The organism is uncultured Porphyromonas sp. (assembly GCF_915070105.1).
Classification (GTDB): Bacteria; Bacteroidota; Bacteroidia; order Bacteroidales; family Porphyromonadaceae; genus Porphyromonas.
Genome location: NZ_CAJZFJ010000001.1, coordinates 35,987 through 48,515, shown reverse-complemented (window position 1 = coordinate 48,515; position 12,529 = coordinate 35,987). Strand labels below are relative to the sequence as shown.

Annotated in this window: 13 protein-coding genes; 10 read left to right on the top strand and 3 right to left on the bottom strand. The window is 54.3% G+C overall.

All coding sequences use genetic code 11. The features are described 5' to 3' along the window. Positions 1–81: 81 nt before the first annotated feature. The 7 genes from QZ554_RS00175 to QZ554_RS00145 all read left to right on the top strand — a co-directional run bounded on the left by QZ554_RS00175 (position 82) and on the right by QZ554_RS00145 (position 6,540). Positions 82–1,767, top strand: coding sequence for a putative transporter (locus QZ554_RS00175; RefSeq protein ID WP_297193240.1), 1,686 nt, complete (start codon positions 82–84; stop codon positions 1,765–1,767). A 19-nt stretch (positions 1,768–1,786) separates the two neighbouring features. Next, on the top strand, positions 1,787–2,446 hold the full coding sequence (queC, locus tag QZ554_RS00170) for a 7-cyano-7-deazaguanine synthase QueC (protein ID WP_297193239.1): 660 nt from the start codon (positions 1,787–1,789) through the stop codon (positions 2,444–2,446). A 59-nt stretch (positions 2,447–2,505) separates the two neighbouring features. Next, on the top strand, positions 2,506–3,258 hold the full coding sequence (locus tag QZ554_RS00165) for an exodeoxyribonuclease III (RefSeq protein WP_297193237.1): 753 nt from the start codon (positions 2,506–2,508) through the stop codon (positions 3,256–3,258). Positions 3,259–3,294: 36 nt separating this feature from the next. Further along, positions 3,295–3,987, top strand: a complete 693-nt coding sequence (tsaB, locus tag QZ554_RS00160; protein WP_297193235.1) for a tRNA (adenosine(37)-N6)-threonylcarbamoyltransferase complex dimerization subunit type 1 TsaB — start codon at positions 3,295–3,297, stop codon at positions 3,985–3,987. A gap of 11 nt (positions 3,988–3,998) precedes the next feature. After that, on the top strand, positions 3,999–4,472 hold the full coding sequence (locus QZ554_RS00155) for a single-stranded DNA-binding protein (protein ID WP_297193233.1): 474 nt from the start codon (positions 3,999–4,001) through the stop codon (positions 4,470–4,472). 234 nt (positions 4,473–4,706) lie between these two features. Next, positions 4,707–5,930 carry a cysteine desulfurase gene (locus QZ554_RS00150; RefSeq protein WP_297193231.1) on the top strand — a complete coding sequence of 408 codons (1,224 nt, stop codon included), beginning with the start codon at positions 4,707–4,709 and terminating at the stop codon, positions 5,928–5,930. A 4-nt stretch (positions 5,931–5,934) separates the two neighbouring features. Next, complete coding sequence (locus tag QZ554_RS00145; protein ID WP_297193229.1) at positions 5,935–6,540, top strand: ribonuclease HII; 606 nt, start codon at positions 5,935–5,937, stop codon at positions 6,538–6,540. 77 nt (positions 6,541–6,617) lie between these two features. Here the strand turns inward: QZ554_RS00145 and QZ554_RS00140 are convergent, their stop codons facing one another. Genes QZ554_RS00140 through QZ554_RS00130 form a run of 3 tightly spaced genes read right to left on the bottom strand, consistent with a single transcriptional unit; the run spans position 6,618 to position 9,043 of the window. Beyond that, positions 6,618–7,328 carry a DUF4476 domain-containing protein gene (locus tag QZ554_RS00140; protein ID WP_297193227.1) on the bottom strand — a complete coding sequence of 237 codons (711 nt, stop codon included), beginning with the start codon at positions 7,326–7,328 and terminating at the stop codon, positions 6,618–6,620. A gap of 19 nt (positions 7,329–7,347) precedes the next feature. After that, entirely contained in the window at positions 7,348–8,337 is a 990-nt protein-coding gene (locus QZ554_RS00135; RefSeq protein WP_297193225.1) for a DUF4476 domain-containing protein, read from the bottom strand. A 25-nt stretch (positions 8,338–8,362) separates the two neighbouring features. Continuing rightward, entirely contained in the window at positions 8,363–9,043 is a 681-nt protein-coding gene (locus QZ554_RS00130) for a DUF4476 domain-containing protein (RefSeq protein WP_297193223.1), read from the bottom strand. Between the two features lie 641 nt (positions 9,044–9,684). On the opposite strand from QZ554_RS00130, the gene dapB reads away from it, so the two are divergent. From dapB to lepB (QZ554_RS00115), 3 genes are read left to right on the top strand one after another with little or no spacing between them, the layout of a single operon-like run. After that, positions 9,685–10,413 carry a 4-hydroxy-tetrahydrodipicolinate reductase gene (gene dapB, locus QZ554_RS00125; RefSeq protein ID WP_297193221.1) on the top strand — a complete coding sequence of 243 codons (729 nt, stop codon included), beginning with the start codon at positions 9,685–9,687 and terminating at the stop codon, positions 10,411–10,413. A 16-nt stretch (positions 10,414–10,429) separates the two neighbouring features. Further along, positions 10,430–11,875: a signal peptidase I gene (lepB, locus tag QZ554_RS00120; protein WP_297193219.1), complete on the top strand. Its 1,446-nt coding sequence runs from the start codon at positions 10,430–10,432 to the stop codon at positions 11,873–11,875. Further along, positions 11,865–12,524, top strand: a complete 660-nt coding sequence (gene lepB, locus QZ554_RS00115) for a signal peptidase I (RefSeq protein WP_297193217.1) — start codon at positions 11,865–11,867, stop codon at positions 12,522–12,524. The genes lepB (QZ554_RS00120) and lepB (QZ554_RS00115) overlap by 11 nt, the downstream gene beginning before the upstream one ends. Positions 12,525–12,529 lie beyond the last annotated feature (5 nt).

Genomic DNA, 12,529 nt, shown 5'->3' with positions numbered 1-12,529 from the left:
ACCAGCCTTAGCCAAAAAGTGGTAATTTTGTCGATGCTGAGACCTTACTTGCGGGTCTAGCTCGTGTAGATAGTAGACAGAATGGATACAATCAATGCTTGGCTACGTGATGTCTTCGTCACTCCCTCCGTCCTACAGACCCTCGTGATGCTCACATTGGTCTCGGCTATTGGCTTGATACTTGGCAAGCTACGAGTCGGGAAGTTCTCCCTTGGGATCACATTCGTATTCTTTGTGGGGATCCTAGGGGCACACTTCGGTGTGAAGGTGAACGCAGGGATGAATAGCTTTGCACAGACACTTGGCTTGACGCTCTTCGTCTATGCCCTAGGAGTGGAGGTCGGCCCCTCGTTCTTCCCCTCACTGAAGAGGCAGGGCTTACTCTACAATGGGCTGGGACTACTCTTGATTGCACTAGCACTGATGCTCGTCATCATCCTGCATTATGTCTGCAATGTCTCCATGCCGAACATGCTCGGGATTATGTCAGGAGCAGTGACCAACACCCCAATGCTAGCCGCTGTACAGAGTACCCTACAAGATATCTTGGGCTCAGGTGGGGCCCGACAGGTAGCAGACCTTGCTCTAGCCTGTGCCCTAACTTACCCCCTTGGTGTCGTTGGGGTAATCCTTGCACTCATCTTCCTACATTACATAGATCCTAACCGAGGAAAGGATACACAGCAGTCAGAGTCGAAGACCACCTACATCACAGAGCTAGAACTGACGAACCCAGCCCTCTTCGGCCGAAGTGTCCTAGAGGCAGTAGGACTGATAGAGAAGAAGTTCATCATCTCCCGTATTTGGCGGGGGAACAACCTAATCATACCCTCCTCTCAGACCATCCTTGAGCAGGGAGACCACCTACTGGTCTTGATCCACAAGGATGATCTACGTGTCCTAGAGGTCTTCTTCGGACATCGAGCTGAGTCCAGAGACTGGAATAAGCCTGACATCGACTGGGATGCCATCGATGCCCAACTCGTATCCAAGCGTATCATTATCACCAACTCCAAGGTCAATGGAGTCAAGCTCGGAGCTCTTCGCCTACGCAATGAGTATGGAATCAACATCACACGTATCGACCGAGCAGGTATCGAGATCCTAGCTACACCCGACCTACGTCTACAGCTAGGTGACCGCCTGACTGTCGTCGGGGAGCTACAGCAGCTAACCAAAGTAGCCTCCTACCTCGGAGACTCCATCAATACCCTCGACAAGCCCAAGCTCGTGAGCTTCTTTGCTGGGCTTACCCTAGGGTGTATCATCGGCTCTATCCCCATTGCCATCCCAGGGCTAAGTATGCCCATCAAGCTGGGGTTAGCTGGTGGGCCTATCATTGTAGGAATCCTGATGGGAGCCTTTGGCCCTCGCTTACGTCTAGCGACCTACATGAGTAATAGTGCCACTCAGCTCCTCAAGCAGTTTGGTATCATCATCTACCTAGCGGGGCTGGGACTAGCTAGTGGAGAGCATTTCTTTGATACGATTATACATGGTGATGGATTCCTGTGGATAGGGCTTGGCTTCTTGATCACAGTCCTACCTACAATACTCGTCGGTCTCCTCTCCCTCTTTGGCTATCGCAAGACACACGCAGAGACCGTAGGAGTACTATGTGGAGCTATGGCGAACTCTATGGCGCTAGAGTATGCAATGAGTATCAATGAGTCTCGCTCCAGCTCTGTAGCATACGCCATCGTCTATCCAGTAGCGATGTTCGTACGCATCATCTCTGCTCAGATTCTCCTTAGCTTCTTTGTCTAAGCCCCCAATCACTCGAAGAATGAATAACAAGCATGGGCTCATCGTCCTCTCTGGTGGGATGGATAGTGTGACCCTTCTCTACGAATATCAAAAGGATATTGCGCTGGCAGTCTCCTTCGACTACGGCTCTAAGCATAATGCACGGGAGCTCCCCTTCGCTCGCCTACACTGTGAGCGACTCGGCATAGAATATCTCGTGATCCCACTTGGCTTCATCGGTCAATACTTCCATAGTGCTCTCCTCTCTAGTGGAGGAGCCATCCCTAAGGGAAGGTACGATGAGGATAATATGGCCTCGACAGTCGTTCCCTTCCGCAATGGCATCATGCTCTCCATCGCTGCTGGGCTGGCCGAATCCAGAGGACTTGACCGAGTATATATCGCTAACCACTTCGGCGATCATGCCATCTACCCCGACTGCCGTAGCTCCTTCATCCGTCCTATGCATGAAGCTATTCATGAAGGCACGGGAAATCATGTCTCTATCTCTGCACCCTACACTGATCTAACAAAGGGTGAGATAGCCGCTCATGGCAAGAAGCTCGGTATCGACTACGCAGAGACCTGGAGCTGCTACGAAGGGGATACGATCCAGTGTGGCACCTGTGGCACCTGCATCGAGCGCAGAGAAGCTATGCAGGAAGCAGGGATTATAGACCCAACACAGTACAAAGAATAGCATAATAGCCTCGGGCGAACAAATGATCTAAGCCGAGGACAAACAATTCAAGACAATCAATGAAGTTTATTTCGTGGAATGTGAATGGCCTACGTGCTGTCTTCGGCAAGGGCTTCCCAGATATCATCAAGGACTTAGATGCTGACTTCGTCTGCCTACAAGAGACAAAGATGCAGGCTGGACAGCTAGATGCTGATCTACCCAGCTATATGAGCTACTGGAACTATGCCGAGAAGAAGGGCTATTCTGGTACGGCTATCTATACCCGACATGAGCCTCTGAGTGTCTCCTACGGCATAGGCATCGAGCACCACGACACGGAGGGTAGAGTAATCACACTCGAATACCCAGACTACTACCTCGTCACCGTGTATGTGCCTAACTCTCAGGATGACCTTCGCCGTCTCGGCTATCGTATGACGTGGGAGGATGACTTCCGAGCCTATCTGATGGAGCTTGACCAAAAGAAGCCTGTGATCATCTGCGGAGACCTCAATGTGGCGCACAAGGAGATTGACCTAAAGAACCCCAAGAGCAATCGACGCAATGCAGGCTTCACCGACGAGGAACGAGGGAAGTTTACCGAGCTTCTTGGCTCAGGCTTCATCGACACCTTCCGCTTCTTTCATCCTGATCAGGTAGACATCTACTCCTGGTGGTCGTACCGATTCAAGGCTCGCGAACGTAACTCAGGCTGGCGCATTGACTACTTTGTAGCCTCCGAGCGACTGGCTCCTCGTCTCCGCTCAGCTAGCATACATACTGAGATCTATGGCTCTGACCATTGCCCTGTAGAGCTCATCCTAGAGTAAGACGTGTCAGACCTCACCACATACATTCATACGGATATGATACTTTGCATAGAGACCTCTACTACTCGCTGTAGTGTCGCCATAGGCTGGGGGACAGAGGTCATTGCCCAGCGTGCTATCGAGGCTCCCGAGGGCGGACACGCCTCAGCTCTCGCACCAATGGTAGAAGAGGTACTTCAGGAGATGAAGGCTAGAGACCTCTCTCTCAGTGCCATCGCCGTCAGTGCTGGCCCAGGCAGCTACACAGGGCTACGTATAGCGACCTCCCTAGCTAAGGGACTCTGTCTCGGGCTACGGCTCCCTCTTATAGCAGTCGATACCCTTGAGCTCTTAGCTCGAGGGGCTATTGTCCAGCTTCCAGAGGGAAGCCCTGTGACGATTGTCCCCATGCTCGATGCTCGACGTATGGAGGTCTATACCGCACAGTTCACAGCAGAGGGCAGACGTCTCACCGAGGATGCTCCTCTGGTACTAGACGAGCAAGCATCCCCGCTAAAACAAGGCAAGTACATCCTCGTCGGTAATGGAGCGACCAAAGCACGAGGCCTATGGCCCGAGCGGGACTACGAGGTCTGGGACGAAGGCTTTGCACCCGAAGCCTCGGTAATGATCCCACTTGCCACTGCTCACTATGAGGCTAAGGACTTCGTGGATACAGCCTACTGGACGCCCAACTACCTCAAGGAGTACGTTGCGGTCATTGCCAAGAATAAAGTACTGGGCCGCTAGCCTATCTCCTTGTGAGTACCTCCAACATTCCGATTAACCAAGTCATCCTAACGGGGGTGGTAACGGACGAACCTATCGTCCGTTACCTTGCCCCTGATTACCCCGAGGTACGTCTAAGGCTCATGACCAGCGAGCAGCTATCCCAGCGTCTCGTAGGCAAGACCTATGAGCAGAGGTACTGGCACCGGATAGTGCTGCGTGGCGAGGCAGGGAAGTACGTAGAGACCCACGTGCATGAGGGGGATACTATCTCTGTCGCTGGGCGAATCGAGTATGCGACAGAGAGTGATCGTGCTGGTAATCTCTCCCACATCACCGAGATCGTCTGTCAGCATGTACAGCTGCGGGAGGAAGCTATCCCAGCTCAGCAGACCAAAGTCTCGCCCTCTACACCTTCCCCCCCCGATCAGGAGACGACGGCAGACTCCCCTAAACTCGACTATAGCGACTACTCTCCCTCCACGGATGAAGACCCTCTAGCCTAAGGGATAGGCTCTTACTGAATAAAGGATAGCCTTTCCTAATCTGTCGGGATAAGCTATTGCGCCTCTCTCCCGAGACCTCTATTACCACCCCTACACACCTCCCCTACACGCTCTTACTTCTCCCTAGATATATACCCATCCACAGCCAAAGACGGACGCTGGGGGAGGAGAAGTCTTGTTTTCCGTACTTTTGTCGTGCTTTTAATGGTATAACAGACTAGGATAAATCAAGCTATGTACAGCTTAGAAGATATAAGAAAAGAGTTCCCCATACTGAGTAAGGAGGTACACGGTAAGCCCCTTATCTACCTCGACAATGCAGCTACAACCCAAAAGCCCCTATGCGTAGTAGAGGCCATCAACGAAGCCTACTACTCGGCCAACGCCAATGTGCATCGAGGGGTACACTATCTCAGCCAGCTCGCTACTGAGCACCACGAGGAGGCTCGTCGGCGTGTCGCTCGTTTCATCGGAGCACCTTCACCTGAAGGCCTCATCTTCACACGAGGCACGACCGAGGCCATCAACCTCGTAGCCTACTCCGCAGGTGAAGCCTTCTTCCTGAACGAAGGTGATGAGATCCTCATCAGCACGATGGAGCATCACTCCAACATCGTCCCTTGGCAACTCCTCGCAGCTCGTCGTGGCGCCAAGCTCAGGGTCATCCCGCTGACTCCCGATGGAGAGCTCGATATGTCCGCCTACCGAAGCCTACTCTCCCCACGCACACGCCTCGTCTCAGTCGCCCATGTCAGCAATGTCCTCGGCACGGTCAATCCCGTAGAGGAGGTCACACGTCTAGCCCACGAGGTGGGCGCACTTGTCCTCATCGATGGGGCACAGGCTGTGGCACATACTCGGGTGAATGTAGAGGAGATCGGGGCGGACTTCTACGCATTCAGTGCGCACAAGATCTATGGGCCTGTAGGCATCGGTGCCCTCTGGGGTCGTCCCGAGGTACTGGAGCAGATGCCCCCATATATGGGAGGGGGAGAGATGATCGAAAAAGTAAGCTTCGAGAAGACGACATACAATGTACTCCCCTTCAAGTTCGAGGCAGGCACACCTGACTATGTCGGGTCTACTGCCTTCTCCGTTGCCCTAGACTTCGTCGAACGGCTAGGGATAGAGGCCATCGCACATCACGAGGAGGAGCTCCTAGCCTATGCGACAGAGCGACTACTGAGTGAGTTCCCAGAGAGCTACATCCTTGGCACTGCTCCCCACAAGGGGGGGATACTATCCTTTGGGATCGGGAAGATACACCCCTTCGATCTAGGTACGCTCCTTGATCACATGGGAGTAGCTATTCGCACGGGGCATCACTGCGCCGAGCCCCTCCTGCACAGCTACGGGTACGAGGCTGTGGCACGTGCTTCGTTTGGGCTGTATAACACTCGGGAGGAAGTAGATTACTTCTTCGAAGCACTCCATCGGGTCGTCCCGATGCTCCTCTAGGTGTATGGCTAGGCAAGCAAAGGTACACACGCCCCTACTCCCTACCTTCGGCCACGAAGGACTCATCGAGTGTGGCTGTGACGAAGCTGGTCGTGGCTGTCTGGCAGGGCCCGTGGTGGCTGCTGCAGTAATCCTCCCCGAGGGCTTCTCTCATCCCCTACTCAACGACTCCAAGCAGCTGACAGAGCGACAGCGAGAGCTCCTACGCCCCATTATCGAGCAGGAGGCTCTAGCATGGGGAGTAGGAAGTGTATCCCCCGAGGAGATCGACCAGATCAATATCCTACGGGCTTCCTTCCTAGCGATGCACCGAGCGATCGATGACCTTATCCTCCGTCCCCAGCTCCTACTCATTGATGGTAATCGCTTCACCCCCTATCCAGATATTCTCCATGAGTGTATCGTAGGGGGAGACGGCAAGTATATGAGTATCGCTGCGGCCTCGGTACTAGCCAAGACCCACCGAGATGCCCTAATGCTTCGCCTAGCTACCGAATACCCTGGCTATGGACTAGAGGTGCACAAGGGGTACCCGACCCCGGCACACAAGGCAGCTATCCGTAGGCTTGGCCTCACCCCCATTCACCGGAAGACCTTCGCCATTCGCTAGGCAGCCCCAGCCTAAATAGCAGAGCCCCCTATCGACCTCGGTCGATAGGGGGCTCTGCATATCTGTGGGGATCATACCTACCACTCTGAAGAGGGGGAGGAAGTAGACCTCCGCTCTAAGATCTTCCGAGCTTCGTCTCGTTCCATACCTTCGTCAAAGAACTCAAGTAGGCGACCGATGTTGTAGCCCCTCCTTAGCCGTGGTGCTATAATCCGCAGGGCATCTAGCTGCTCCTCCTCGAAGTCGAAGACCCCAAGAATCTGTATCGCTTGCTTCACGGAGTAGGTGCAGCGTAGCGATGTCTGTCGTAGGAGGGCTAGCTGCTCCTCGGGGAAAGCCTCCTCTCGTAGCTGACGAAGGAAGTCATTGAAGTCCTGCTCCTCTTCGTTAAGCCTCCTCTGCTGCCGTGATGCGGGTGGTACAGGCCGAGGTGTAGGAGTCTGTCCGGGCTGGACAGTGAGGGTACGTGGCATACGCTGATTAGAGAAGTAGTCAGCCCCCTTCCCCTCGACGAAGCTGTAACGAACCAGGCTATCCTGAAGGAAGGCTGCCTCGATCGTCAGTGAGTTGCGATAGGTATCAAGGAAGTAATAGGACCAAATCTCCTTTCCTCCCGCTGCCACCTCTTTCCCTCTTGGTGATCCAAGCAGTGTTAAGACCTGCTGCCGAGTCATCCCCTGAGCCATCTTATGCACCGCCGTACGCTGGCGAGCTATCGTAGCGCACGAAGAGGAGAGAGCAAGCACCCCCACCACGAGAGCTAGGACCTTCATTGCATGTCTCTTCATAGGGTCTATCTTGTTGGGCTTATTCTGTGAGACCTAGGATACGGCGAGCCTGCTGCTGGGCGTTGTCGAAGTCGAAGAGGTCTATGAGGCGATAGGCATTATAGCCATCCCGTATACGTAGGGCGACCGCCTCTAGTACCTGTAGCTTCTCCTTATCCCAGGTAAAGAGCTTGAGTAAGCGAGCTACCTGAGCGACAGTGAACGAGTTGTATCGTGCGGCATCTTGGATATAGCGGATCTTGTCCTTGTCCCAGGTCTGTCGCTCTACTACGCTTAGGAATTCCTCGAAGCTCTCCCTTGGCTCGACCTGACCGCCATAGCGGGGATCATACTCCCTCGGTACGGGAGGCACACGCTCTAGGATCTGGCGAGCCCGATCCTGGGCTGGTCCATAGGAGAAGAGCTCCAGCAGACGGAAGGCATTGTAGCCATTCCTCAGTCGTGGAGCAAGTGCCTCTAGTAGAGCGAGACGCTGTTCGTCCCAGTGGAAGAGGGTAATAAGCCGTCCAGCCTGATCGACCGTGAAGAGGCTGCGCCGAGCCACACTCTGGATGAAGCCTATACGCTCCTCTTCGAAGGGGATACGACGTACCTCACCGTAGAAGTCCTCGAAGGCTCGAGCCTCCTCCTCCAGCACCCTCGGGTCTGGATAGCCTCCTGGTACTGGGGTTGGGACGGGGCTAGGAATGGGTACTACGGGACCCGAGCTCACATGACGATCTTGCTCCACTACACTCTGACGGCTGTCATACTTGGAGACACGATCCTGAGCGAAGGTCACCGTCACATCTAACTGCCTAGATAGGATGTCTGTGTAGACGTACTCCCAGGTCTCGGTGCCATCATCCTGGACACTCTTGTTCTTAGGTGCACCCAGCAGAGCTGTGATCTGCCCCTTGGTCATTCCTCGTTCGATCTGATTGACTTTGCTCCGAGCCTTCCCCACACCCCCACAGGAGGTCGTGAGGGCGAGGACTAGGCATACGAGAGCCCATGCATATTTCTTCATTGGTAGTATTATGTTGGGGGTTTCTTTAACGTGTCAGGCCGAGGATGCGCCTAGCCTTCTCCTGATTGCTAGAGAAGGTGAATAGGTCTACGAGCTTATACGCATTGTAGCCATCCCTCAGACGTGGAGCAAGGGCTTCCAGCACCTCGAGCTTCTCGCTATCCCAGGTGAAGAGGCGCAGAATGCGGGCAGTCTGCGCCACAGTGAAGACGTTGCGACGAGCAGCATCACGGATGAAGCGTATCTTATCCTTAGTGAAGTGCTTATCTGCGATCGCCCTTAGGAAGTCCTCAAAGGATTCTCTATCACGCTCGTCCTCATAGCGAGGATCCTGTGGATAGCTTGGGTAGCGAGGGTTAGAGGGGTAAGTAGGGTTAGATGGGTAGCTTGGGTAGTCCCTCTGTGAGCGGCGACGCTCCCAGTCGTCTCCGTTGTAGGAGTCCATACGTACGACACGGTTGTCATAGAAGGTGACGACCACGACCGAGGTCTCCCCTAGGATGTTGGTACGGCGATACTCCCAGTCCTCAGAGCCGTCTGTGGCGAGACGACGATAGGAGGGTGTGCCAAGAATATTGGTTACCTCACGCTTGGTCATACCACGCTCAATGCGGTTCGTCTCACTTCGATTAGTGAGCATAGACAGATCGCAAGAGGTCAGACTGAGTCCGAGGGCAAGAGTGCAGATGCTGAGGAAGATCTTCATATCTATATCCTAATTAAAAGGTTCATCGGCAGGACAGTGACGATGTACTACATGGAGTCGTCCCACCTACCTGCCGTAAAATTACACTTTTTTCCCCGCTCACATACTATCCTCCTGCTCCACACCTCATCTTTACATTCCACTCCACTGTACGACTCATGGTCAAGGGATCGGGGCAAGCCCAACAGCGACTCGGGCTATGGAGCTCCAGCCCCCCTAGCTGTGCCCTGTGGCTAGTGTGGTGACGCCTTTTCTACGGGTGTGAGATAAGCCTCCCCTAGGACATACCGAGAGCGCACTTGTGTACACGTGTGTATACAGTAGTGTACACGCCTGTATACAAATGTGTACACGCGTGTACACATTTGTCTCCTCGTTATAGGGACTGAGGCGGGGTAATTAGGGGGGCTCCCCCCTGGCTGAGGAGGAGCGTACCCGAGCACTGTAGAGAGGGCTGGCTACAGGCAGAGGAGATGAGGGTGAGGGGTCAGAGGTGAAGGCCTTCACCAGACACTCTGTCTCGGTGGACGGGGGGTGTGAGTAGGCTGTTTTCGTTATCTTTGCGAGTAATACGAATGCGCTAAGCGTGAAGGGCTGGCACTAAGGGAAGCTCCATGCAGCCCCCACACCCAACAAATAAGATGAAGAAGCTAAAGATCGTACTCATCGGCTACGGCAAGATGGGACATGTCCTAGAGCAAGTAGCCCAGAGGCGAGGACACGAGATCGTACTAACGATAGATAAGGGAGACGAAGATCGCTTTGACGACCTGCGTTTCCTCACGGCAGATGTAGCGATAGAGTTCACTGCCCCACAGATGGCCTATGCCAATTGCCTCAGAGCCCTAGAGCGTGGCATCCCCACTGTCTCTGGCACGACTGGCTGGAGCGAGGATCTGCCGAAGCTAAGGAAGCTATGCAAGGAAGGGGGTAAGACCTTCTTCTGGGCTTCGAACTTCAGTATCGGAGTGAACCTCTTCCTCCAGATCAACCGTAGAGTAGCAGAGCTCATGAAGGCTGCCCCTAGCTATCAGCTAAGCCTAGAGGAGACCCACCACATACACAAGCTCGATGCCCCTAGTGGCACAGCCATCACACTAGCTGAGACGATCCTAGACGAGCGTCACGAGCTCAGGAAGTGGGAGCTCACCGATGAACCCAGCCCACATGTCCTGCCCATCAAGGCACACCGTGAGGGCGAGATCGCTGGCATCCATACCGTACACTATACGTCAGAGGTAGATAGGATTAGCTTGACTCATGAGGCCTTTGGACGTGAAGGCTTTGCCCTAGGAGCGATCCTAGCTGCAGAGTACGCCACCAAGCACACCGGCTGGCTCACTATGGAGGATATGCTGAACGTACACTAATCAAAGCACCCAAGGAATGAAAAGATACCCGATCGAAGGACAGAGTGCACGCCGACAACTATGGACCCGCATCAAGGGCGGGATTATCATCGTCCTCTTCATCATCTTTGCCCTATGGGCTGGGCTATGGTGGCTTCTGCTCCTGCCCCTACTCATCGACTTCTACTTCACGAGGTTTATCAATTGGCGTTACCTGCGCAAGCACCCCAATCCTCTGGTACGTACCCTAGGGGCTCTGCTGGAGGATGTGGTCTTCGTCGTGCTGATGGTGACCCTCATCTTCACCTACTTCTTCCAGAACTTCGCTATCCCCTCTTCCTCGCTGGAGAAGACACTCCTTATCGGAGACTACCTCTTCGTCAATAAGCTAAGCTATGGGCCTCGTGTCCCGATGACACCGATCGCCCTACCGCTGGCACACAATACAGCCTTTGGGCGAAAGTCCTATCTGGACAAGCCTTCACTGCCCTATCGCAGACTTCGTGGCCTAGGACAGGTAGAGCGCAACGACCTCGTGGTCTTCAACTTCCCTGCTGGAGACACCGTTGCCCTCAACATGCCCAACCCCGATTACTACACCCTCTGCGCTGCCTACGGGCGTGATGCCGTGTGGGCAGACAGGGCACAGTTTGGGGAGATCGTCTACCGCCCCGTAGACCGTCGTGACCACTACGTCAAGCGGTGTATAGGGCTACCTGGGGAATTCTTCGCTATCAAGAACAACCAAGTCTACATCAATGACAAGGCGATCGAGAACCCGAAGAATATGCAGCTGAACTACTTCGTCCAGACCGATGGCACCCCGCTCCCCCAAAGCCTACTTGACGAGCTCGAGATCAACGACCGTGATGTACAGCTCCTCTACACCTATCAGGCAGGCGATCAGGCAGATCTATCGGGATTCATCCGCCAGATGCGCCTCTCGATGACTCCGATCGAAGGGCGTGGCTATGGACTCATCTATCACCTGCCTCTGACCGAGGAGATGAAGGGACGACTACAGGGCGAGCCCTATGTCCGTACAATAGATGTGGAGATAGCTCCTCGGGAGAGCACTGGAGACGTCTATCCCCTTGGACTCAAGACCGGTTGGACACGTGATAATTATGGTCCTCTCTTCATCCCCCGTCGAGGCATGAAGATCAACCTCACTCCCACGACTGTGGCTGCCTATAGCCGTTGTATCCGGAACTATGAGGGCCACAGCCTAGAGCAGAGGGCAGACGGCACCTACCTAGTGGATGGGACTCCACAGACGACCTATACCTTCGGCATGAACTATTACTTCATGCTCGGGGACAACAGACACATGTCAGCTGATAGCCGTTACTGGGGCTTCGTACCCGAGGATCATATCGTCGGTAAGCCTGCCTTCCTCTGGCTATCGATCAATAACGAACGCCCACTGCTGAGCGGAGGTATCCGTTGGGGCAGGATGATGAGACTGATCCATGGCAAGTAAGGATAATAAGGTTCGGAACTGGCTCCTATACGGGGCACTACCGCTGGGGATTCTCGTCCTCGTAGTCGTACTTCGCCTCTTCGTCCTAATTCCGTTTAGGGCACATACACGTACGATGGAGCCTAAGATACGGCAGGGAGCATGGGCTCTTGCCTTGAGGGGGAAGACACCACATAGAGGGGATGTCGTCCTACTGCAGGTGCAGCAGGTCACTGGAGACAAGCGTCATCATCAGCTGGCTCTAGGTCGGGTCATTGGCCTACCAGGAGACTCGATAGAGCTCCTTAAAGGCAAACTCTACGTCAATGCACGACCACAGAAGGACTATCGAGCCAAGCGCACCGATGAGAGCTACGCTCTTCGTGTACCCCGACGCAAGGGTGTATATACGATCTCTCCCCGTAGCCTCGTAGCCTATCGCACGGCACTCCTCAGTGAGGAACGCCTAGGACTGGCTCGTGACCGCCGAGAGCGACTAGGGACAGATACCAGTACCTGGATCGAGAAGCTACGACGTGACCCTCGTCGCACCTTCTACCGAGACTACTACTGGGTGCTCATTGATCAGCCAAGTCAAGCCCCAGACTCACGTCATCTAGGGATCATCCCAAGCGAAGCCATCGAGGGAGTCGTCCTCTTTGCCCTCTAAGCCCT